This window comes from Brevibacterium gallinarum, assembly GCF_014836885.1.
GTDB lineage: Bacteria > Actinomycetota > Actinomycetes > Actinomycetales > Brevibacteriaceae > Brevibacterium > Brevibacterium gallinarum.
This window is the reverse complement of the sequence record NZ_JACSPY010000004.1, coordinates 147,207-170,460: the sequence shown is the minus strand read 5'-3', so window position 1 is coordinate 170,460 and position 23,254 is coordinate 147,207. Positions and strand designations below refer to the sequence as shown.

The 23,254-nt window shown below is 67.8% G+C and carries 18 protein-coding genes; 10 read left to right on the top strand and 8 right to left on the bottom strand.

The features are described from left to right. A complete protein-coding gene (locus tag H9634_RS06255; RefSeq protein ID WP_225210650.1) occupies window positions 1-423 on the top strand; it encodes a twin-arginine translocase TatA/TatE family subunit in 423 nt (140 codons plus the stop codon). Window positions 424-491: 68 nt separating this feature from the next. Here H9634_RS06255 and H9634_RS06250 read toward each other — a convergent pair whose 3' ends face one another. Next, window positions 492-1,619 (bottom strand): Mrp/NBP35 family ATP-binding protein, encoded by a 1,128-nt coding sequence (locus tag H9634_RS06250; RefSeq protein ID WP_191725844.1) that lies wholly within the window; start codon window positions 1,617-1,619, stop codon window positions 492-494. Between the two features lie 184 nt (window positions 1,620-1,803). On the opposite strand from H9634_RS06250, the gene H9634_RS06245 reads away from it, so the two are divergent. Further along, the gene (locus H9634_RS06245) at window positions 1,804-2,151 is read left to right on the top strand and encodes a hypothetical protein (RefSeq protein ID WP_191725843.1); all 348 of its coding nucleotides are present in this window, start codon (window positions 1,804-1,806) and stop codon (window positions 2,149-2,151) included. A 75-nt stretch (window positions 2,152-2,226) separates the two neighbouring features. After that, window positions 2,227-2,700 carry a general stress protein gene (locus H9634_RS06240; RefSeq protein ID WP_175294515.1) on the top strand — a complete coding sequence of 158 codons (474 nt, stop codon included), beginning with the start codon at window positions 2,227-2,229 and terminating at the stop codon, window positions 2,698-2,700. A 30-nt stretch (window positions 2,701-2,730) separates the two neighbouring features. Here H9634_RS06240 and H9634_RS06235 read toward each other — a convergent pair whose 3' ends face one another. Together H9634_RS06235 and H9634_RS06230 are read right to left on the bottom strand one after the other, a co-directional pair. Then, window positions 2,731-3,840 (bottom strand): P1 family peptidase, encoded by a 1,110-nt coding sequence (locus tag H9634_RS06235; RefSeq protein WP_225210649.1) that lies wholly within the window; start codon window positions 3,838-3,840, stop codon window positions 2,731-2,733. A 2-nt stretch (window positions 3,841-3,842) separates the two neighbouring features. Further along, window positions 3,843-5,414 (bottom strand): aminopeptidase P family protein, encoded by a 1,572-nt coding sequence (locus H9634_RS06230; protein WP_191725896.1) that lies wholly within the window; start codon window positions 5,412-5,414, stop codon window positions 3,843-3,845. A gap of 68 nt (window positions 5,415-5,482) precedes the next feature. On the opposite strand from H9634_RS06230, the gene H9634_RS06225 reads away from it, so the two are divergent. Further along, complete coding sequence (locus tag H9634_RS06225) at window positions 5,483-6,334, top strand: PHP domain-containing protein (protein WP_191725842.1); 852 nt, start codon at window positions 5,483-5,485, stop codon at window positions 6,332-6,334. Between the two features lie 32 nt (window positions 6,335-6,366). On the opposite strand, the gene H9634_RS06220 is transcribed toward H9634_RS06225, so the two are convergent. After that, the gene (locus H9634_RS06220; protein ID WP_318245022.1) at window positions 6,367-7,860 is read right to left on the bottom strand and encodes a DEAD/DEAH box helicase; all 1,494 of its coding nucleotides are present in this window, start codon (window positions 7,858-7,860) and stop codon (window positions 6,367-6,369) included. A 70-nt stretch (window positions 7,861-7,930) separates the two neighbouring features. Between H9634_RS06220 and H9634_RS06215 the strand changes: the two genes are divergently transcribed. Further along, entirely contained in the window at window positions 7,931-8,563 is a 633-nt protein-coding gene (locus H9634_RS06215; RefSeq protein WP_191725840.1) for a ferritin-like fold-containing protein, read from the top strand. Between the two features lie 60 nt (window positions 8,564-8,623). Here the strand turns inward: H9634_RS06215 and H9634_RS06210 are convergent, their stop codons facing one another. Both H9634_RS06210 and H9634_RS06205 read right to left on the bottom strand, forming a co-directional pair. Next, window positions 8,624-8,848 carry a DUF3107 domain-containing protein gene (locus H9634_RS06210; RefSeq protein WP_191725839.1) on the bottom strand — a complete coding sequence of 75 codons (225 nt, stop codon included), beginning with the start codon at window positions 8,846-8,848 and terminating at the stop codon, window positions 8,624-8,626. 2 nt (window positions 8,849-8,850) lie between these two features. Beyond that, a complete protein-coding gene (locus tag H9634_RS06205; protein WP_191725838.1) occupies window positions 8,851-9,540 on the bottom strand; it encodes a TetR/AcrR family transcriptional regulator in 690 nt (229 codons plus the stop codon). A 151-nt stretch (window positions 9,541-9,691) separates the two neighbouring features. Between H9634_RS06205 and H9634_RS06200 the strand changes: the two genes are divergently transcribed. Both H9634_RS06200 and H9634_RS06195 read left to right on the top strand, forming a co-directional pair. Continuing rightward, a complete protein-coding gene (locus H9634_RS06200) occupies window positions 9,692-13,036 on the top strand; it encodes a UrvD/REP family ATP-dependent DNA helicase (protein ID WP_191725837.1) in 3,345 nt (1,114 codons plus the stop codon). After that, window positions 13,033-16,572, top strand: coding sequence for an ATP-dependent helicase (locus H9634_RS06195; RefSeq protein WP_191725836.1), 3,540 nt, complete (start codon window positions 13,033-13,035; stop codon window positions 16,570-16,572). Before H9634_RS06200 ends, H9634_RS06195 begins: the two co-directional genes overlap by 4 nt. A 4-nt stretch (window positions 16,573-16,576) precedes the next feature. On the opposite strand, the gene H9634_RS06190 is transcribed toward H9634_RS06195, so the two are convergent. Further along, complete coding sequence (locus H9634_RS06190) at window positions 16,577-17,878, bottom strand: phosphotransferase (RefSeq protein WP_191725835.1); 1,302 nt, start codon at window positions 17,876-17,878, stop codon at window positions 16,577-16,579. A 140-nt stretch (window positions 17,879-18,018) separates the two neighbouring features. Between H9634_RS06190 and nudC the strand changes: the two genes are divergently transcribed. Then, window positions 18,019-18,999 carry an NAD(+) diphosphatase gene (gene nudC / locus H9634_RS06185; RefSeq protein WP_175294524.1) on the top strand — a complete coding sequence of 327 codons (981 nt, stop codon included), beginning with the start codon at window positions 18,019-18,021 and terminating at the stop codon, window positions 18,997-18,999. Beyond that, window positions 18,996-21,143: an ATP-dependent DNA helicase UvrD2 gene (locus H9634_RS06180; RefSeq protein ID WP_191725834.1), complete on the top strand. Its 2,148-nt coding sequence runs from the start codon at window positions 18,996-18,998 to the stop codon at window positions 21,141-21,143. The genes nudC and H9634_RS06180 overlap by 4 nt, the downstream gene beginning before the upstream one ends. Here H9634_RS06180 and H9634_RS06175 read toward each other — a convergent pair whose 3' ends face one another. After that, a complete protein-coding gene (locus H9634_RS06175; protein ID WP_191725833.1) occupies window positions 21,144-22,034 on the bottom strand; it encodes a hypothetical protein in 891 nt (296 codons plus the stop codon). Between the two features lie 674 nt (window positions 22,035-22,708). Here H9634_RS06175 and H9634_RS14860 point away from each other — a divergent pair. Beyond that, window positions 22,709-23,251 carry a M48 metallopeptidase family protein gene (locus H9634_RS14860; RefSeq protein ID WP_318245021.1) on the top strand — a complete coding sequence of 181 codons (543 nt, stop codon included), beginning with the start codon at window positions 22,709-22,711 and terminating at the stop codon, window positions 23,249-23,251. Window positions 23,252-23,254 lie beyond the last annotated feature (3 nt).

Below are 23,254 nucleotides of genomic sequence, written 5' to 3'. Positions count from 1 at the left end.
ATGTTCGGGATCAACGGCACGGAGATGCTCATCATCGTCATCGTTGCCCTCCTTGTCATCGGCCCGCAGCGGCTTCCCGAATACGCCGAGCAGCTCAAGGAGTTCGTCAAGCTGCTCAAGCGCCGCGCTGACGAAGCCAAGGGCAGCCTGCGTCGCGACTTCGCCGAGGACCTGCCCGATGTCGACTGGAAGACCCTCGACCCGCGTCAGTACGACCCGCGCCGGATTGTGCGCGAGGCGCTGCAGGAGGAGTCCCAGGCACAGGCGTCTTCCGGTTCGCGGAAATCCACAGGCAGCACGGCTGCCGGTTCCAGCTCAGACGAGGCAGCAGCCGCGCAGCTGAGTCCCGTCCAGCGCTACCGCGCCCAAGTCGCTCTGCGCGACGCCGAGGCGGCCCCGCCCTTCGACCCGGAAGCCACCTGAGCCAGAATCCAGGCTGGGGTCAGTCCGGCAGGGGCCGATCAGGCAATGTCTGATGCGGCAGGGGTCGATCAGGCAGGGGAGAGGCCGAGTGATCGGCCGGCGAGTCCGCGCGAGCGCGTCGCCAGCTGCTGAGCCACCGCCCGCAGAGCCGTTGAGGCTGGTGAATCGGGGGCTGCCAGCACGGCAGGAGTGCCCTCATCTCCGCCGGTGCGCACGGGCGGATCGAGCGGGATCTGGCCGAGCAGCGGCACCTGACCACCGGTGATCTGAGTGAGGTTCTTCGCCACTGACTCTCCGCCGCCGGAGCCGAAGACGTCCATCCGGGTGCCGTCGGGCATCTCCATCCACGACATGTTCTCAATGACACCGGTGACCTGCTGTTGGGTCTGCGTTGAGACCGACCCGGCACGCTCAGCGACCTGTGCGGCTGCCTGCTGCGGGGTGGTGACGACGAGCAGTTCAGAGCGCGGCAGCAGCTGGGCGACTGAGATCGCGATGTCGCCGGTGCCCGGCGGCAGATCGAGGAGCAGCACATCGAGATCGCCCCAGAACACGTCGGTGAGGAACTGCTGGAGAGCCCGGTGCAGCATCGGTCCGCGCCACACGACGGCCTGACCGGGCTGGACGAACATGCCGATCGAGATGACCTTCACCCCGTGGGCGACCTGCGGCAGGATCATCTCATCGACCTTCGTCGGCTTGCCGGAAAGGCCCAGCATGCCCGGGATCGAGAATCCGTAGATGTCGGCGTCGATGACCCCGACGCGCAGCCCTTCGGCAGCGAGCGCCACGGCGAGGTTGGCGGTGATCGAGGACTTCCCGACCCCGCCTTTGCCGGAGGCGACCGCGTAGATGCGGGTGAGTGAGTTCGGCTTGTTGAACGGGATCTCGCGGTCGGCACCGGGCCCCTGCAGCTTCTCTCGCATCGCCTGCCGCTGCTCAGGGGTCATGGTGCCCAGGGTGACCGTCACGCCGGTGACGCCGTCGACCTTCGCAACCGCTGCTTCGGTGTCGCGTGTGATGGTGTCCTTGAGCGGGCAGCCGGCGATGGTCAGCAGCACGGTGACGGCGACATGCCCGTCATCGGCGACGGCGATGTCGTCGACCATGTCGAGTTCGACGATGCTGCGGCGGATCTCGGGATCGAGCACAGTGGCAAGGGCGGCGCGGACGGCATCGATGGTGGGGGCGGTCATATGCGCTCTGAGTGTCCTTCCAGCAGGCCGGAGATCGCGGGCGATTCCAGCGTACTCCATTCGCTGCCGCCTGCAGCTGTGCGATATCCGACTCTCCTCGGCGTCCCGGTCATCATCCGGCGTGGACGCTGCCGACACGCTCCCGCTACCGTGATGCCGTCCCCATCTGAACGGAGTCACTCTCATGCCCGCTGAGCCCCGCATCGTCGCCACCCGGATCTTCGAGACCGACACGGGTGGTCTCACCCTGCACATCAGCGACACCACAACTGACATCCCAACGTTTCGCTACGACCTCGTCGACGAGACCGGGGCGGTCACCGACTCGATGGAGGTCTACGGGGAGGACTCAGTGCAGGCGCTGCTGTTCGCGATCACCGCCGCCGGTGATTACCTGCAGCGCTTCGTCCCGTCCGCCTCGTTCGTCGGGCTGGGAACCCACGGTCTGCTGACAACCGACCTCAGTGCTGCCGACCAGTGGCGGGCACACGTCGTCCTGCCGGCCGGTGAGGTCGACCTGCCCCCAGACTGATGGTGCACACCCGGCAACCCGGCAACCCGGCAACCCGGCACCCATGTGAGCCGGTGACTAGTCCATACTGGAGGTATGGCTTCCAGACGACCGGTCACCCAGATCCCGCACGGCGAAGTGCTCGGCTCCTACCGCACGCATGAGGATGCGCAGAAGGCGGTCAGGTTCCTCGCTGAAAAGGACTTCGACGTGTCCTCACTGACGATCGTCGGCTCCAATCTCAAGATCGTCGAACCGGTCACCGGGATGCTCACCTGGGCAGCCGCAGCCGGCCGCGGAGCGCTGTCCGGAGCCTGGATCGGCATGCTCTTCGGCCTGGTGTTCATGCTGCTCGGCGGCGGCACCGACGCGTCCCTGACCACCGGGGCGCTGCTGCCGGGCATCGTCATCGGCGTCGGCCTGGGCATGATCTGGGGGATTGCGATCAAGGCGATCAACCGCAAGCAGAGTGCCGTGATGTCCAGCCCGCAGGTACTGGCGACGACCTATGACATCATCTGCCCGCCCGGCGTCGTGAACGAGGCGCAGGCGATCCTCGCCACCCGCTGAGACACGGAGCCCAACAGCCGCAGGGGTTCGTCAGTCGAGTGACTGCCAGGCAGCCGCGAGCTGCGGGCACACCGTGCGCAGCGGGGGAGGAGAAGCCGGGAGCGGCGCACCCTCGGCATAGTCGCCAGCGGAGATGACCGCATCGACGATCGCTGCCGAGAGCACATCCGCGGCCGCGATATTCAGCTGCGCGAGCACCATCGTGTCATCCGCCTCACCCGGCGCACCGGCTGACCGAGTCAGCGGTACCGCACCCGTGGCTGCGGCGAAGACCGTATCACCGTCGAAGAGCGTATGCGAGGGGTGGATCGCCCGCGCCAGCCCGGCATGAGCCGACTGCGCCAGCCGGTGAGCCTGCGCGGCATCGAGTTGGGCGTCGGTGACCACCGCGGCGATCGTCGTGTTCCGCGCCGGAGGCGGGCTGCCGGCAGTCTGCGCCGCCAGTGCTGCGAACCGCTCCCGCAGCGCGGCAGAGTCGTCTGCCGGCACGTCGATGCCGTAGCCCGCGAACACCTCGGCAGCATGCAGCCGGCCGGTCGGCGCGATGACGGTGCCCATCGGATTGGCGACAGCGATCGCTGCCACCCGGTGGCCGGTATCGGTGTCGATGACAGCCGAACCGAGGCCGCCGCGCAGCAGCCCGCGACCGGTCCACGCACCGATGCCGCCGCCGACAGACCCGCGGACCACCGCCTCGGGACCGGTGAGCCTGTTGGCATAGGCAGCCTGCCCGGTCTCGATCGTCGGCGGCAGGCAGGGTGCCCCGCCGCGGCCGAGGTCGAAGATCCCAGCCGCCGGCACGAGCGGGACAGTCACGCCGGCCAGGCCGGGAGCGGGGAACCCGCGCCCGGCAGCGGCGAGACCGGCCTGCACGCCGTGAGCGGCGGCCAGTCCATAGGCGCTGCCGCCGGTGAGCACGATGGCATCGCATCCGGCTGTCAGGGTGCCGGGAGCCAGCAGCTCGGTCTCGTGACTGGCCGGCCCTCCGCCGCGCACATCGACCCCGCCGGTCGTGCCCGGCGGCAGGATGAGCGCGGTCGTGCCGGTCAGCGCACCGGCAGCGGAGTCGATGCGGCCGGCGTGGCCGAGTCCGACACCGTCGATCTCGCAGACCCCTCCGCCGCGGCGCAGCACCGGCATGTTCAGCGGCCCTGCTGGACCCAGGCCTCGACTTCGGCGCGGGTGCGCGGGAAGCCGGCCGAGAGGTTCTCGACGCCGTCCTCGGTCACGAGCACGTCGTCTTCGATGCGCACACCGATGCCGCGGTACTCCTCGGGGATGAGCTGGTCCTCGGCCTTGAAATACAGGCCCGGCTCGATCGTGAAGATCATGCCCGGTTTGAGTTCGGCACCCAGGTACATCTCCGCGCGTGCCTGCGCGCAGTCATGCACATCGAGGCCGAGGTGGTGGCTGGTGCCGTGGACCATCCAGCGGCGGTGCTGCTGACCCTCAGGTGAGAGCGACTCCTCGGCACTGACCGGCAGCAGACCCCACTCTTCGAGGCGGTGGGCGATGACGTTCATCGCCGCATCGTGGACCTCGGCGAAGATGACCGGGCGCTGGGTGTGCTCGGCGGCCACAGCGAAGGCGGCATCAGCTGCTTCGAGGACGGCGTCGTAGATCCTGCCCTGCACCTCGGAGAAGGTGCCGTTGATCGGCAGGGTGCGGGTGATGTCGGCGGTGTAGAGGGAATCGGCCTCCGCACCGGCGTCGACGAGGATGAGATCACCGTCGCGAACCTCACCGGTGTTCTTGATCCAGTGCAGGGTGCAGGCATGGTTGCCGGCAGCGGCGATGGTGTCGTAGCCGACGCCGTTGCCGTCGGTGCGGGCAGCGGATTCGAAGGCCGTCTCGATGACGCGCTCGCCGCGGTGGTGGACGATCGCCTCCTTCAGCGAGGTGACGACGTTGTCGAAACCGGAGCGGGTGATGTCGATGGCGTGGCGCATCTGGCCGATCTCATAGTCGTCCTTGATGAGGCGCAGCTCGGAGAGGAACTGGGCCATCTCGGCATCCCCGGCCCGGGAGATCTCCAGGTCGGCCTCGACCTCGGCGCGGGCGGCATCGACCTGCGCGTCGAGCGCCTCATCGGCACCGCGGACCAGGCGCAGCGACATGGCGCCCAGGTCCCGGCAGATCGCCTCGGTCGCGTGGGCGATGTCAGCACACCGGATGCCGGTCTTGATCGCCATCGTCTCCAGGTCCTCGCGCGGGCCGACCCAGTACTCGCCGTAGCGGGCATCGGAGAAGAACTCCTCGGTGTCGGCTCCGGCACGCGGGCGGAAGTAGAAAGTCGACTCGTGGCCGTCATCGGTGGGCTCCATGACGAGGACCGAATCGGGTTCGAGGTCCGAGTGCAGGCCGGTGAGGTGGATGAACGCCGAGTGGGCGCGGAAGCGGTAGTCGGTGTCGTTCGAACGGACCTTCAGCCCGCCGGCGGGGATGACGAGGCGCTCGCCAGGGAACTGCTCAGACAGCGCCTGGCGGCGGGCACCGGTGTAGGCGGCCGAGGCGAAGGGCTCGACATCGTCCTCACTGGTGCGATCCCAGCCGGAGGCGACGAAATCGCGGAAGGCCTTCGACTGGGGACGGCGGGAGCGGTTGTTCACTCGGTCTGACAGGGGCTGGTCGGGGGAGCCGGTGCCGGAGGGGGCACCGGATTCAGCGGCGGAGGGGCTGGTGGTCTGCGCGTTCGGGTCAGAATCCTGAGTCATCATGCGGCCATTCTAGCCACCGCCCACCGGCAGGGGAGGAATCGTGGCGATCGTCCTATGATCGACTCATGATCATCGACCTGCACACCCATTCGACCGTCTCAGACGGCACCCAGAGCCCAGCAGAGCTCATGGCCGAGGCGGCGGCCTGCGGCGTCGATGTCATCGGCCTGACCGACCACGACACCACCAGCGGGTGGGCCGAAGCCAGCGAAGCGGTCACGCGGCTGGGCATCGGGCTGGTGCCGGGCATGGAGATCTCCTGCCGGTACGAGGGCATCAGCGTTCATCTGCTCAGCTACCTCCACGATCCCGGCAGCACCGAACTGGCCGCCACCGTCGGGGCTGCGCGCAGCGACCGTGAGGGCCGGGCACGCGAGATCGTCGCCCGCCTGGCAGAGGACTTCCCGCTCAGCTGGGCCGATATCGAGGCCGTCTGCGAACCGGGAGCGACGATCGGCCGGCCGCACATCGCCGATGCGCTCGTGCGCGCCGGAATCGTCAACGACCGCACCGCAGCCTTCGGCGAGCTGCTCTCCACCCGGTCGAAGTACTACGTCACGCTGCCGACAGTCAGCCCGATCGATGCGATCCGCATGGTCCGCGAGGCCGGCGGAGTATCGGTCTACGCCCACCCCCGGGCGCGGATGCGCGGGCGAGTGGTGCCCGAGGCCGGGATGCGCGAGATGATCGCCGCCGGTCTTGACGGCATCGAAGTCGACCACCGCGACAACCCGGTGGCCGAACGCGCCGAGCTGCGGCGCATCGCCGCATCCCACGACCTCATCGTCACCGGATCCTCGGACTATCACGGTGCCGGCAAGCCGAACCTGCTGGCAGAGCACACGACGGCCCCGGAGATGCTGGCCCGCCTTGTGCGGGCAGCCTCCGGGGCCAGTCCTGTCGGCGTCAGTGTCTGAAGCTCAGCTCTGCCGGCCTCAGCATCTGAAAGTCAGCTCTGCGCAGCCGGCTGCTCGGCATTCGAGCGGCGGCGACGGCGGCGCCGCCGCGGAGCGGACTCACCTGAGCTCTGCTCCGGCTTCGAGGTGTTCGTGTTCGCACCGGCGTCACCGGCATTCTCACCCGAACGCCCGCCGCGGGTGCGGCGGCGCTGACGCCGCTCACCCGTGCGGCCCTCCTGCCGGCCGCGGTCACCGGAACGGCCGGAATCACGGCCGCCGCGGCCACCGCCTCGGCGGCGGTCACGGCCCTCCTCGGCAGGCTTGGCGCCCTTGATCCGGCCCTTCGTGCCCTTCGGGATGTTGAGGTCCTCGAAGAAGTGCGGGGACGTCGAATACGTCTCGACCGGCTCATCGAAGTCGAGGCCGAGCTGGCGGTTGATGAGCTTCCAGCGCGGCACATCGTCCCAGTCGACGAACGTCACCGCGATGCCGGACTCACCGGCACGGCCGGTGCGCCCGATCCGGTGGACGTAGGTCTTCTCGTCATCGGGGCACTGGTAGTTGATGACATGGGTGACGTTCGAGATGTCGATGCCGCGGGCGGCGACATCGGTGGCGACCAGCACGTCGACAGTGCCGTCGCGGAAGGCCTTGAGGTAGCGCTCGCGCATCTGCTGGGGCAGATCGCCGTGCATCGGCTTGGCGTTCATGCCGCGGTCGCCGAGCTCCTCGGCCAGCCGGTCGGCGGTGCGCTTGGTGCGCGCGAAGATGATCGTGCGTCCCCGGCCCTCAGCCTGCAGCAGGCGAGCGACCATCTCGGTCTTGTCCATCGCATGGGCGCGGTAGATGTACTGGGTGGTGTTCTTCGCCGTCTGCGTCGTGTCATCCGGGTCCTGGGAGCGGATGTGGGTCGGCTGGATCATGTAGCGGCGGGCCATCGAGATGACCGCACCGGGCATGGTGGCCGAGAACAGCATCGTCTGCCGCTGCGCCGGCAGGTGCGAGATGATCTTCTCGACATCGGGCAGGAAGCCGAGGTCGAGCATCTCGTCAGCCTCATCGAGCACGGCGGTGCGCACGCCACCCAGGCGCAGGATGCGCCGGCCGACGAGGTCGAGGAGGCGTCCGGGGGTGCCGACGACCACCTCGGCGCCGGATTCGAGCGCCTTGATCTGGGGTTCGAAGTCCTTGCCGCCGTAGATGGTGACAACGGAGATGTTGCGTCGCGTCGACGCGGCCTCCAGGTCGCCGGCGACCTGCTGGGCGAGCTCACGGGTCGGCACGACGACGAGCGCCTGCGGGATCCGGTCGGCCGGGGCGCCGTCCTCATCGGGGCCGACGACGCGCTCGAGCAGCGGGATCCCGAAGCCCAGCGTCTTGCCGGTGCCGGTCTTGGCCTGGCCGATGATGTCGGCGCCGGTCAGTGCGACCGGCAGGGTCATCGCCTGGATGGGGAAGGGGTGCACGATGCCCTTGTCGGCAAGCGCATCGGCGATCGGGGCTGACACACCGAGGTCAGCGAAAGTCTGTTCAGTTGTGGTCACGTTATTCTCCTCACAGTGCTCCTTCGAGGAGCACGCGTTCACGTCTGAGTGAGGCGGTAGGCTATGGGGCATGCCCCAATCCTCGTCAGCTGCCTCGACTCCGGTGACAACCCTTGCCGTCATCGCCCACGGTCAGCTCACCGCATTCGAGCGGTCAGCCACCGATGCGCAGTACGCGCCCACCATGCAGGACAGAGTGGATCTTGCGACTGTCGCCGGACACTGCCTGGACAATTTCTCGCGTCTGGCCGCTCGCATCGGCGAGCTCGGCGAAGACACGACGGCGCAGATGCAGCATGTGCAGCAGGCCTACAGCGAACTGCGGGACCGCACCGCACCCCATGACTGGCACGAAAGCCTGATGAAGGGCTACGTGCTCGACGGGATCATGCACGACTTCTATCGCGCGGTGCTCACCGGCCTCGACGAGGAGAGCCGGCAGGTTGCCACCGCTGTCCTCGATGATACACGCCAGTCCGAGTATCTCCGCACCCGGCTGGCCGCAGCGATCGAGTCCGACCCCTCGCTGTCGTCTCGCCTGGCGCTGTGGGGACGCAAGCTGGTGGCCGATTCGATGGGCCGCGGCAGACGGCTCATCCGCCGCTATCACGCCGCTGAGACGCAGGAGGCGGAGGCGCAGATGGTACAGCAGGCGATGACCGCCCACTCGAGGCGGATGAGCGCGCTCGGCCTCGTGGCCTGAACGCGCTCATCGACGGTGCCGGCATCCGCTGCCGGCGAGGCTGTCAGCTGGCGTGCGGGCTCAGGAGAGCCCGAAGCCGACCGGATGCTGCTGGGCGCTGCCGGTCTCGACGTAGGCCAGAGCGGCTGCCGGGACGATCACCTTGCGGCCCTTCTCGTCGGCGAGGACGAAGGTCGAACCCGAGGACAGCGCCTCGTCGACCTGCTGGGTGATCTCCTCAGCGGTGGCCTCGGTTTCGATGACGAGTTCGCGCGGGGCCTGGCGGACGCCGATCTTGACTTCCATACTCACTCCTTGTGATCCGGGTTCGGGTGGGGCAACCCTGGATAGTCTACGTCCCACGGGCGCGCTTCGGCCGAACCGCCCGGCCCCGGTGGCGCAACCTCGTCGACGCGCGGCATCGACGTCAGCCCCCGGTAGGTCATGAAGGCCATGAGGCGCGCACTCGAATGGGGATCCATCGACGCGGACTCGACCACCTGGCTGGCGGCCTTCTCAGCGATCCCGACGACGCCCTGCGCCAGCAGCAGCGCCTCATCGAGAGTCGCGTAGGTGTAGCGGGTGATGAGCTCGGCGATCTGACTGGCGATCCGGCGCCGGACCGCCTCGGCCCGGCGCGCCGCCTCGGGCTCGTAGCTGTCGGCCGAGAAGAGCACGATGAACTCGTTGCGGTTCTCGCTGACGAAGGTGAAGAAGGCGTTGAACGTGCTGTAGACGCGCTCCTCGTTGTTCTCCGTGGCCTGCAGCGCACTGCGGACGGAGGCGTCGAAAGCGGCCGCTGCCGCATCGATGGCGGCCAGATACAGGTCCTTCTTGGAGGTGAAGTGCTGGTAGAGGACCGGCTTGGACACCCCAGCGGCCTCCGCGACATCGTCCATCGACGTCGTGTGGTAACCGGAGTCGGCGAACATGGCGGTCGCTACGCCGATGAGCTGTTCGCGGCGCTGCTCACGCGGCATACGCTGTGTCGGAACCATGGCCATATCCTATCCGCGGTAGTGGGGTCGGGGCGTTCGGTATGCCCTCTAATTTATGTAACAAGCGTTCGGCGGAGGAGACAGCGGGGGTCGGTGAAGGCGTTTCCGGTGCGGACCCGGCGATGTCCGTGGGCTGTGCTTCAATGAAGCCATGGTCGCAACGGAAGATGAGCTCACACCGCACACCAGCAGGGAAGGCGCCGGTTCCGCGTCTGCTTTGGGTGACGTCATCGAGCGGTGTGTTCGTGAACTGCGCGACATGCATTCTGGGTCCAACATCACAGTCATCGGAGCGCCGGGAACCGGGAAGACGACGCTTGTCTGCACGGTGTTCGAACAGCTCGCCGCGACACCGGGCGTCGGTGCTGATGACATCCTCGTGCTGACTCCCAACCGCGACCACGCCACTGTGCTGCGCGACCGCCTCGGGCCCGGCCGCAACGGAATCCGCTCGGCACCAGCCGCACGCAGCATCCACTCATTCGCCTTCGGGCTCGTCAGCGCGCTCAGCGGAGCCACCGAAGGCCGGCAGTCGCGGTTCATCTCCGGCGCCGAACAGGACGCCTTCCTCGCCGACATGCTCGAGGGCTACGAATCCGGGCGCGTTCCCGCCCCCGCCTGGCCGGAGCACCTGAGTGCCGAGGTGCGGACCACCCGCGGCTTCCGCGACCAGCTGCGCGAAGCCCTCAACGAAGTCATGGCACGCACACTCGATGCCAGCGACGTGTTCGCAGCCGCCGCTGCCCACGCACGAGGGGAGTGGGAGGTGCTGGCCGTCATGATGCGCGAGTACCTGGAGCTCAACTCGTTCCCCGGTTTCAGCGGCGTCGATACCGCCAGTGTGCTCACCGAGGCGACGAGCATCCTCATCGACCAGAACGACCGCGGGGTGCGGGCCGGCAGCCACTGGGACTTCTCGGTGCCCGGCCGTCCTGTCAGCGAACAGCCGGGCCAGCCGGTGCCGCGCTTCGTGCTCGTCGATGCCGCCCAGGATCTGCCCGATGGCGCACTGTCGGTGCTGCAGTGCCTGGTGGCCTTAGGATGCCGGATCCTGCTGACCGCCTCACCTGACACGACGACCCAGGCGTTCCGCGGGGCGACCGGCGTGCTGCTGCGCCATGCGGTCCGCCAGGACGCCACCGGCGGGCCGCTCGCAGGACCCGGCGGCAGCTGCGTGCTCACCCTCGACCCGCGCGACCCGTCCTGCCGCGGTGCCGGTGCGCTGGCGCAGATGTGGCACAGCTTCGCTTCAGCGCTGTCTGCCGAACAGGCATACGGACACCTGCCGATTCCCGACCGCACAGCTGAGGAAATCGCAGAACCCGGTGAGCGGGGCGCGAGTGAACCAGCGTCATTCACCGTGTTCCCCAGCGCGGCCGAACGAACCCGCGGCATCGCCCGGACGCTGAGGCGCTGGCATCATGACGCAGGCCTGGACTGGTCGGACTGTGCGGTGCTGTGCCGCACCGCAGGCACGGCCACGGCGCTGCGGCAGGAGCTCGAGCACTTGGGAATCCCGGTCGCCGGCAGCAGCATGTCGCTGGCCGCCGACCCAGCTGCCGCCCCGCTGCTGCGGCTGCTCGACCTCGATCGCGATGACGACATCGCCGTCGAGGCCGTCGCCCGCGAGCTGCTCACCGGGGTCTACGGTGACGTCGATGCGCTGGCGGTGCGCGGCCTCGAACGCGAACTCGCCGTCCTCACCGGCAGCGCGGACGACGCGCTGCTCACCGCCTTGCGCACCTATCCTGCCGAGCAGCTGCCCAGGGAGCTGGCGATGGTTCACCGGCTGCTGAGCACGGCCGCCGAGGTGCGGGGCGCCGATCCGCACACGGCACTGTGGCAGCTGTGGGAGACCTCCGGCGCGGCGCGCCGCTGGGAGCCGGTCGTCGCATCCCAGCCGACGCACCCGCTCAATGACCGTCTCGATGCTGTCATCCGGCTCATGACACTGGCCGAACGCTACAGCGGCCGCGACGCGATGCCTGCCCACAGCTTCGCCCTCAAGGTCCTTGACCAGGATTTCGCGCAGGACTCCCTGGCCCGCCAGCATCACGGTGACATGGTCGTCGTCGACTCACCGGCAGCTGTGGCCCACCTCGACTTCACCGCCGTCATCGTCGCCGATGTCAACGACGGCCAATGGCCCAACCCCAAGATCCGCGGGTCGATCTTCGACACCGTCGACCTCTGCGACGCCCTCGATGAGCGCCTGCCAACGGCAGGCCCTGAGACCGACAGCTCCGCTGCCCAGGCGGCCCGCTTCGCGCAGCGACGCCGCGAGGTCATCCGCGATGAGGCCCGGCTGCTGCTCGCCGCGCTGTCCCGGGCCCGCACCCACCTGCTCATCACCGCTCTCGATGACGGTGAGTCGAGCCCCAGCGGCTTCTTCACCCTGCTGCGCCCCGACCCCGATGCCGGGGCAGACCACGCCGATGCGGTGGCAGCCGCCGAGGCGCCCGTCGCCGGTCCTGCTGCTGAGCTTGCCACCCAGCAGCTGAGCATCCGGTCGATCGCAGCACACGCCCGGCACCGCTTCGAAACAGCCGACACCGCCGAGGAACAGGAACAGTGGGCAAAGCTGCTCGCCGCGCTCACGCGCGCACATGTGAGCGAAGCCGACTCGACGACATGGCAGCGCTGGTACGAACGCAGCTCACAGGACCCGATCCGGGCAGCAGATGAGATCGTGACCCTCAGCCCGTCGACAATGGAGACATTCGCGACGTGTCCGCTTCAGTGGTTCCTCTCCCGGCACGCCGGCGACACGGCGGCCACACAGGCGCAGACGACCGGCACCCTCATCCACGCGCTGGCCGAGGAGTTCCCCGATGGGGACCTGCTGGGCATGCAGCAGGCGTTCGAAGAGAAATTCGCCCAGCTCGAATTCGACGCAGAGTGGGAACGCGAACGCGAATACGAGGCGATCGCAGGAATGGTCGACAATCTCAGCACCTACCTGCGCGCGCGCCGCAGCGAAGCTACCCTGGTCGGAGTCGAAGCCAGCGTCAGTGCCGTGGAGAACGACCCCGAGCAGGGTGGTCCGTGGCAGATCCGCGGCCGTATCGACCGCATCGAGCAGCTCGCCGACGGACGCGGCCTGTACGTCATCGACTTCAAGACCGGCAAGAACCCGACGCCACGCAAGGAGATGCCCGAACACCCGCAGCTCGGCACCTATCAGGCAGCGCTCGCACATCCGAGCGGGACGGTCGAACTGACCGACGGCAGCCACGTGCACGGCACGCCAGCCGGAGCGGAACTGGTATTCCTGCGCAATAGGAAGCCCACGACCCGCGAGCAGCCTGCCCTGCAGACTGACGAGGACAGCCCCGATGGCCACACCTGGGCTGGCCGGATGGCCGTCGAGACCGCCCGGCAGATGCGCTCGGCGTACTTCCCAGCCACCCCGTCTCCGGAGGCCTGCCGATACTGCCCGGTGCGCAGTTCATGCCCGGCCGTGATGGACAGCGACAACGAGGAGGCACGCGCATGAGCGCGCAGTACAGCGCCGCCGCACTCGCCGAGATCGTCGGAGTGCACCCCCCGACCGATGAGCAGGCGGCGATCATCGAAGCCGAACTCGAACCGACCGTCATCATCGCCGGTGCGGGCTCAGGGAAGACGGAGACGCTCGCGCTTCGCGTGCTGTGGCTCATCGCCAACGGCTACGCCGACCCGCAGCGCATCCTCGGCCTGACATTCACCCGCAAAGCCGTCGGTGAGCTCACTGAGCGGATCTGGGCGTTCGTGCGCACCTTCCGCCGCGCCCGTCCTGCCAGCACCGGCACCGGAGGCGGGCAGCCTGGCAGGCTCGCTGATCTTGAGATGCCGACGATCTCGACCTACAACTCCTATGCCGCCTCGCTCGTGAGCGACTACGGCCTGGCGATCGGCATCGAATCCGACTCCTCAGTCCTCGACGCAGCTGGATCGATCCGGCTGGCCGAGCAGATCATCCTCGCCGCAGAACCGCACGAGATCCCCGCCGACGTTGCGCGCACTGCTCTCATCGCGCGCGTACGCGAGATGGCAGGGCAGATCAACGAGCACCTGCAGACCCCGCAGAGAGTCCTCGACTACCTCGACGACTGCATCGACCACCTGCTCGGTGAACCCGGTCTGACATCGTATTTCGCGAAGATCCGGCGGGGACGATCGCTGCGGAAGGAGGAGAAGGACGGCGTCATCGCCGAGCTGTGGGCGCTGGCCGACGAAGCTGGTGTCGGCCGAGCAGGCAAAAGCCACACAAACCGCGGGACGCGCGACGAACTGGCCGAGCGGATCACCGAACTGTGCAGCAGGACCGCGCTCGAGAAGCTGCTGGACAAGCGGAAGATCACCGTGCTGGCCGAACGGTTCCTCACAGCCAAGCGGCAGAGCTCGGCCATGGAGTTCTCCGACCAGGTGAAATACGCCTACGACATCATGAGCCGGCCCGACGGACGGATCCTGCCGATCGAGCGCAGCAGGTGGGATGCCATCATGCTCGACGAATACCAGGACACCTCGGACTCGCAGTTCCAGCTGCTGCAGCGGCTGTTCAACGGCAAGAACGTCATGGCAGTCGGTGATCCCCGGCAGTCGATCTACGCCTGGCGCGGCGCCTCAGCCCGCAATATCAGCGACTTCCCGAAGCAGTTCCAACGTCAGCTGCCGGCAACCGGCCCGGGCGGCGAGCAGCCGGCCGTCGCCGACGCGCACGTCCGGACGCTGAGCATCGGCTGGCGCAACGACAAGAGCATCCTCGCCGTGGCCAACCGGATCTCCGAGGACCTGCCGGAATACGACGAGAAGGACGTGCTGCGGCCCCGGCCCGGCGCCGGCGACGGCCAGACACACGTCGTCTCGACCATCGGCGAGATCGACCAGACGTACGGCACCGACCTGATGGCAGAACTCGTCGACTTCATGCACGCCGCCACCGAGACCTGGCACGCCAGCGGCAGGACTGACCCACCCCAGCGCGCAGTGCTGTGCCGTAAACGCTCCTTCCTGACTGAAACGGCCACCGCACTGGAGAATGCCGGCTTCGAAGTGCACATCGCCGGTGCAGACGGACTGCTCGAAGACACCTACGTCGCTGATGTACACGCAGCCCTGCACGCGGTGGCCGATCCGAACGCCGGCACCGAGCTCATGCGCCTCATCAGCGGTCGCAGCTGCTCACTCGGTGCTGCTGACATCGCCGCGCTGCACCGGTTCGCCAAGGCCCGCAACGAGCGCGCCCAGCAGGTCTTCGAGGCCAGCCAGAGCGCTGCCGGCACCGAGACCGACAGTGCTGAGACCAGTGGTGCCACCGCAGACGGCACGGGAGTTGTCACCGTTGGGATCATCGAAGCTGTTGACGACCTCATCGCTGTCGCCTCTGCCCTCGACGGATCAGACAGCGCCCAGCGCTCACCGGTCGTCGCTGACTGGCGCAGGTCGAAGCTCAGTGAGACGGCCACGCGCCGGCTCATCCGCCTGGCTGAGAGCCTGCGTCACCTCAGGCGCCTGGCTGTCACCGTGCCCGGCCTCGTGCGGGCAGTGATCGTCGAGCTCGACATCGACACAGAGATCGAATCACTGCCGGAAGCAGCCCGGGCCAACCATGAGAAGTCCGTCGATGCCTTCATCTCGCTGACAAGTGACTTCGTGTCACAGAACCCGGTGGGATCACTCGATGACTTCCTCACCTGGCTTGCGGTCATGGACGCCGAACAGTCACTGAGCATTCCCGAGGAGCCGGCTGCCGAGGGCGCCATCACGATCATGACCGTTCACGGGTCGAAAGGGCTGGGATTCGACATCGTCGCCATCCCGCACCTGACCGAAGGGGACATGCCCACCACGCTGCGCAGCCACCAGGCGTGGCTCACCGGCGGAATGCTGCCGTATGCGCTGCGCGGCGACCGGCACCACATTCCCCGCTTCGACCTCACCGACACCCGATTCGCCACCGAAGACGACATCGAGACATACCGGGACACGGAGCTGAAAGAACAGCTCAACCTGCACCACGCCATCGAGGAACGCCGCATCGGCTATGTGGCAGTGACACGAGCGAAACAGCACCTGTGGCTCGGCGGCAGCCTGTTCACCACCCGGCAGAAGCAGAACGAGTTCTCACCATTCCTGTACGAGGCCGCTGAGGTCCTCGACCTCGACCCCGACGAGGTCCTCAACCCCGGAGACGACGACACCGAACGCCCAGAGGGTGAGGCGATCTCCGTCGAATGGCCGAAACGTCCCGACCCCGCGGAGGCCGCGCGACGAGCGGAGCTGACCGGGGTTTTCGCCTCCGCCCTGCGAGCGAAACCCGAGCTTGAGCAGCTGGCTGAATCACAAGCGGACAGCGACGCCGGCGCGGCTGCCGAGGTTGCCGCACTTGCACAGATGGCGCTGGCACTGCAGGCGGAGCGGACCCAGCAGGCAGACGAGTTTCCCCTGCCGAGCCGGCTCTCGGCCACCGGGCTCGTGCAGCTGGCAGAGGACCCGCAGCGCTACCGCCGCGAACTCAGGCGCCCCATGCCGCAGGGCCCATCGCACGCCGCCGGGCTCGGCACCGCCTTCCACGCCTGGGTGGAGAACTTCTACGGCCAGGCGGCACTGAGCGACCTCGACGACGACCCGAACACCGTGACTCTGCCGGCATACCTGCACGAGCAGCTCGACGAGCTGTGCCGGCGATTCGAGCGCTCACGTTTTGCAGCACTCGAGCCGGCGGCGGTGGAGCAGTCCTTCGAACTCACCCTCACCGGCGCTGACGGACACACGGTGACGGTGCCGGGCAAGATCGATGCGATCTTCGCCATCGACGGCGGCTACTACGTCGTCGACTGGAAGACCGGCAGGTCCCCGCGCAGTGAGGACGAGCTGGCAGACCGGGCGATTCAGCTGGCGATCTATCGGATGGCTGTGCATAAGATGCCGGCTTTTGCCGATGCGGAGCGCATCGAGTGCGGGTTCTACTTCCTCGGTGATGACCAGGAGATCACGGTCCCGCACATCATGAGCGAGTCAGAGCTCGTCGCCCGGCTCGAGCTCTGAGCGCTCAGAACTTCTCGGGACGTTCGCCGGATTCCTGCGGCTGCTCGTCGACATCCATGATGCGCTCCGTCGGCACGTCTGCTGAGACTCCCTCGTCAAACGGGGCGGGGTCAGCTGCCGGACGGAATGTGTCAGGGTCGCTGCTGCGCTGCACCTGCGGTTCGACTCGCGGCTGCAGATCAGGTGCGGACAGCCCAGGCGAGGCCGTGTCGGGCTCATCGTCTGCAGACGTATCCTCTGCAGGAGTGTCCGCTGCGGGAGTGTCCGCTGCGGGAGTGTCCTCTGCAGACCCTGGCGCAGGGGCGTCCTCCTCGTGGGTGGCTGCGTCATCTGCCAGGGCCTCGCGGCGATCGGTGAACTCGTACGGCTGGGCATGCCGGGGCTGTTCGGCATCAGCTGTCGCCACCTCGGCAAGCGAATTCAGCAGGGCGACCGCATCGGACTTCGCGGTCTCATCTTCGGTGTCGACTGCCAGCAGCAGCCAGTCGAGGACTGCCAGTTCGGCCAGCAGCTCGGCGCGTGCCTGCAGACCGGCATCCTTGATGTCGCGCTGCTGGCGGTAGCGGTCGAGGAAGTGCTCGTAGTGGGAGCCCTCCACAAACGTCGACACCGCCGCTAAGTCGGCTGCCGGGTCGCCGACTCGGAAGCGGAAGAAATCACTGACACTGGTGATGCGCTCATCTTCGATGCGGATCGCCTCCGGAGCCAGCGTTGCGTGGATCGGGCAGGGCAGGAACCGCCAGGTCGAGACGTTCTCCAGGGCGTCTTCCCAGCGCTGCAGCAGCACCGCAGGCACAAGCCCGGTGCCGGCCGCGCGATCGAGATCAGCCAGCAGCTGTTCGCGCAGCTCAGCCGAATCATGGACGACGAGCCCGGCATCGGCGACCGCACCGGTGTCGCTGTTGTGCAGGTCGGCGAGGAAGTCGGCCAGTGCGCTGACCAGCTGCTGGGATTCTGCGAAGCCCTCCAGCGTTGCAGGGGTGCCGGCCAGAGGGTCGGAGATCTGGACCTCGTAAGTGCGGTCGTCCTCGGTCAGGTCATTCGGAGCCCGAACGGTCGCGAGGATCTGCGGGAACCCGATCTGCGTATCGGGCAGCAGGCTGCGCAGCACAGCGCACGCCACTGCCTCGGTCTGAGCGGCCGGCACATCAGAGTCGGGGATGAGGCTGACGACCAGCGAGCGGTCCTCATCGCTGAGCAGCACACGCGGGCCGCGCGAATCCGGCAGCTTCGTCCACAGCGACGGTTCGAAACCGGCGATCTGTCCGGCGGCGATTGCTGCAAGCCTGAGTCCCAAGGTGTCCACGTCACCCAATCTACCTGTCCGCGCGCGGAGGTTGGTGGATCTACACTCCGATGCCGCCGCCCGGTGGCAGAAGTTCGCGTCCTCCACAGGCGCGGCCATTCCTCGAATCGATGTCCCTGCCCTTCGCTACAGTGGAACGCATGAAACCCCTCCCGATGCTCCAGCCGGCCAGCCTTGCCCGCAGTGCCGTCGACCGCAACGATGCGGCGCGCGGATCCGACGGCGATCTCTCCGAGCTGTGGCAGCGTTCGCGCGTGCACGGGATCCTTGCCCACCGCGGCTACCTGCTCGTCGCCTCAGGCGGCCTGGCCCCGGTGACCGAAGCTGAGGTGCCGGAGGACTCCACCCAGATCTACCTGGGCGTCGACGACACCGACACCCATTGGATCGGCATCGACCTCACCGATGCGGGACGTGCGGCGATCGACTCCTCATTGGCCGCGCAGCGCGACCGGGACGCCGTCGACTTCCTCGACGCACCGGCCAGCGGCATCGACGCAGCCGAGCCGACCTGGCTGCCGCTGCGCGAGATCGCCGAGGCGCTCAGCGACCGCGACGCAGGACTGGCCTGCGAACTCGTCGCGGTGGGCAACTGGCACCGCACACATACGCACTCGCCGCGCAACGGCGCGCCAACTGTGCCGATGCGCGGCGGCTGGGTGCGCAGGGATCCCGAGGCCGGCAGCGAGCACTTCCCGCGCACCGACCCGGCTGTCATCATGGCCGTCGTGCACACCGACGAGCACGGCACCGAACGCCTCCTGCTCGGCAGCAACGCGGCCTGGCCCGAAGACCGCTTCTCAGTCCTCGCAGGTTTCGTCGAACCCGGAGAGACCCTGGAGAACGCCGTGGTGCGCGAGGTCTGGGAAGAAGCACGCGTGCCGTGCCGCAACCCCCGCTACCTCGGATCGCAGCCGTGGCCGTTCCCTGCCTCGCTCATGCTCGGCTTCAGCGTCGAGGCGCAGACGCTGGACTTCCAGGCCGATCTCGTCGAGATCTCCGGCCTGCGCTGGTTCACGCGTGAGGAGCTGCGCGAACAGGTCGACACCGGTGCCGTCTCGGTGCCCGGCAGCGTCTCGATCGCAGGCCAGCTCATCTCCGCGTGGATGCACAACGCATGAGCCCACAGCCCACCCAGCCCCGCGCGCACAGCCACGCGGATACGCCCCCAGGCCCCGGCGCCTCGGGACCGGTCGCCGAAGAGCTGCTGGCCGCCCTCGACCCCGAACAGCGGCAGGTTGCCGAGCACTTCGACGGCCCGCTCGTCGTCCTTGCCGGTGCAGGCACCGGCAAGACACGAGCGATGACACACCGCATCGCCTACGGCGTGCACACCCGGCAGTTCCGCCCTACCGAGGTGCTCGCCCTGACGTTCACATCGAAGGCCGCCGGTGAGATGCGCTCCCGGCTGCGCAGCCTCGGCGTGCCCAGCGTGCAGGCCCGCACCTTCCACTCAGCTGCGCTGCGACAGCTGCGGTTCTTCTGGTCATCAATCGCCGAAGGTCCGTTTCCCGACCTGCTGACGCACAAAGCCGGAGTGCTCTCGCAGACGATGGCCGGCCTCGGCTTCGAACCAGAACGCGAAGTCGTCCGCGATGTCGCAGCCGAGATCGAGTACGCCGCAGCCTCCCTGCTCGGCGTCGAGGAATACCTGCACGCTGCAGGTGACCGCGAGCTGCCCGACGGCATCGATGTCGCCAGCATGGAGCGGATCATGCTCGCCTACTCGGAGATGAAATCCCGCCGCCGCCTCATCGACTTCGAAGACGTCCTCCTCGTGCTCAACGGCGTGCTCGGCACCCGCGAGGACATCGCCGCGAAAGTCCACTCCCAGTACAGCAGCTTCGTCGTCGACGAGTTCCAAGACGTCTCCCCGCTGCAGTATGACCTGCTGCGCCGCTGGCTGGGCAGACGCGAGAGCCTGTGCGTCGTCGGCGATCCAGCCCAGACCATCTACACGTTCGCCGGTGCCACCGACTCATTCCTGCTCGGCCTGCGCCGGGACCTGCCCAACGCCTCGACCGTCAGACTGGTGCGCAACTACCGATCGAGTGCCGACATCGTCGACACCGCCAACCGGCTGCTGACCCACACCGGCCGCGGGGCGCTCGTGCTCCAGGCCACCCATCCCCGCATGGGCCCGGTGCAGTACTTCGAATACGGCGACGACCCATCCGAGGCAGCAGCCGTGGCAGACGCCGTCGCCCATGAGCTCGCTGCCGGACGCGCCGCCCAGGACATCGCGGTGCTGTTCCGCACCAACGGCCAGAGCCAGGCCTACGAAGAGGCCCTCGCCGCCCGCGGCATCACCTATGTGCTGCGCGGCGGGGAGCGGTTCTTCGCCCGCCCAGAGGTCAAGCAGGCCCTCGTCATGCTCAACGCCGCCACCCGCACCCACGGGGTAGGGCCGCTGCCCGAGGTGGTCCGCGAGGTGCTGGAGAACACCGGCTGGAGTGCCGCCGGCGAATCGCGGGTGGGTGCCGCCCGCGAGAAGTGGGAATCGCTTGCCGCCATCGTCGACCTTGCCGAGGCGATGCAGGCCGACAGCGAGATACCGGTGCCATTGGAGACGTTCGTCGCCGAGCTCGCCGACCGGCAGGAGCACCAGTTCGCTCCGCCGATCAACGGCGTCACACTGGCCTCTGTGCACGCGGCCAAGGGCTTGGAATGGGACAGCGTTCACGTCGTGGGCCTCAGCGAGGGGCTGATGCCCATCAGCTATGCTAGCGAACCAGCCGAGATCGCCGAGGAGCGCCGGCTGCTCTATGTCGCGGTGACCCGTGCGCGCAAGCAGCTGCGGCTGAGCTGGTCGAAAGCCCGGCATGCCGGCCGGGCCGGATCGCGGCGCCCGTCACGCTTCCTGGCCGAACTGCGCGGCGACCAGCTCCGGCAGGTCCCGCAGGCACGGCGCAGCCGGGCTGCCGGCACGACCCGCGGGGGAGACACGGTGCACTGTCAGAAGTGCCAGAAGGTCCTCGTCAACATCGTCGAACGCCGCATCGGTCGCTGCGGCGACTGCCCAGGAGCCATCGACCCGCAGCTGCTCGAAGCGCTCAAGGACTGGCGCAAGCAGGCTTCGGAGGACCACCAGATCCCTGCCTACATGGTGCTGACGAACGCGACGCTGAATATGGTTGCCGAGGTTGCGCCCCGAAACCGGGAAGAGCTCGCCCGGGTGCCTGGCATCGGCCCGGTCAAACAGGAGCAGTTCGGTGAGGCGATCATCGAGACCGTCCGTCAGCAGCGCAGTGACAACGCCTCCTGATCACACGCGGCTCAGATGCTGCAGGACGGATGCCCGGCAATCGCAGCTGGCATGGAACTCCGGTGTCTCGATGACGACCTCGCCGCCGGCGGAGACGACGAGATCATCGGCGACACAGCCGGGATTCAGAATGTGCTCGCGCACGCGCTCGGCCTGATGCGCATACGCCAGAGCGCACAGCACCGGATCGAGCAGCGACGCGGAGGGAGCCTGCTGCCACAGCGCCTGCCAGCTGCCGAACCAGTCGGCGTCGTCATCGCAGCGGAAGCCGATCGCACAGCGCGTGCAGGGAGTCTCCTGTGCCCGGATCACATGCGACAGACGCACCTGCTCCTGCCCGACCGTGACGTGGCAGTGGTCGATCCCGTGCTCATGGAGGAATCCAGCGCCCACCGCGTCATCGACCCAGGCGCCGGTCAGCACGACGAGCGGCCGGTCCGCCGTCAGTGCATCCTCGGCCCGGTCGATGATGTCAGCGCGCATGCCGGCGGCCACGAGCAGGGCCTGGAGTCCGCGTCGCAGCGGCCCGAGGACGAGCACGCTGGGTCGAGTGAGCTGTCCGGTGATGCTGCTGGGCTCTGCCCGGATCCGGGCGGCATAGGCATCGACGTGCGCGGTGCTGCCGGCCCGATACGCAGTGCGCTCAACAGGCATGAGCACACCGGCTTCACTCAGAAGGGACAGCAGCGAAGCTGAGCGAGCCGGGCTGACTTCGAGATGGGCTGCGCGGGCGTCGAAGTCGCGGGCGCTGATGCCCATCCGGATCGCATTGATGAGTTCGGTGTCGGCCGCGGTGAGCCCGTCGATGAGCACGGGGGAGTCGACACCGAATTGGATGCATCGTGTGCTGCGCCAGACCACCGGTACCGATCGGTAAAGCTGATATCTCATGCCGTGAACCCCCTTGTACACCGGCATCGTAGGCTCACACGCACATGCACGGACAGGGGGATGAGGCGATTGTGGAAAACTCTGTGCAGAAACGGGCCCAGACAGAAATGAGACCGGGCGAACGCACTCATGACATGAGGCGTGAGATGCACGCCGTCAGAGCTGTTCGCCCGGTCGAAGCCCTCAGCCGCTCGCGAGTTTCGTGAACCTTCCCCCAGCCCACGAATCTCGGGTTTTCCGAGGGTCTGACTCCTCAAACTATGCCGCTTGCCGCACCCACGTCAACAGACTGCCGAGCACCCCCTGTGCATGGTGTGTGGAAAACGCCGGGGAACTGACGCCGTTTGTGTGGATAACGGTGTGCATTGTGTATCGGGTTCGGGTGAGCGCAACTGCCGGGAAGTCCCGATTGACGTGAGGAATCACCCCCTGGGTGAGGTGTGGACACAAAGAAATCTCGAGAATTTTTTCCGGAGCTCCTGACTGCGGCGTTGCGGCTTGGTTTTCCCTGCCGCCTGTGGCAGGTCGCTGCCGGTCGAGTGGTGGCTGTCACGCGGGAGGTGGAGTCGGCGGGTCCGGCGGAGTCGATGGGCCCGGCGGCGGTGGTGATGTCTGTGCGGCGTGCGAAGATGTCTGCAGTGGCAGAGCCGTGTGAAAGGGCAGGGTGAGAGTACGTGGACGCCTCGGATGTGCGAGCAGGGATCGGCGACGGCACGATCACCCTCAAGCGCTCAGCGCGACGCCGCAAGACGATCTCGGCGACGAAGACCCCGGTGGGTTATCAGCTGGCTGTGCCTGCCCGATTCGACCTGGAGCGCAACATCTCCTCGATCGCACGGCTCATCGAGCGCCTGGAGCGCCGGGCTGCGGTGCCGGCACCAGGTGATGAGGATCTGGAAGCCCGCGCGGATGAGCTGAACGCACGTCTCTTCGACGATGGGATCGCCCCGACCTCGGTGCGCTGGGTGTCCAATCAGCGCACCCGATTCGGGTCGACGACGTCGGCCACCGGTCAGATCCGGATCTCCGAGCGCCTGCGCGAGGTGCCGGCGTGGGTCCTCGATGCGGTGCTCGTCCACGAGCTCGCGCACCTGCGCGAGCCCAATCACTCGCCGGCCTTCCATGCGCTGACGGACCGCTATGAGCGCACCAAGGACGCCGACATCTTCCTGTCGGGGTTCAGCTACGGAGAGGGCGAAGCCCGGCACACCAGCTGACCA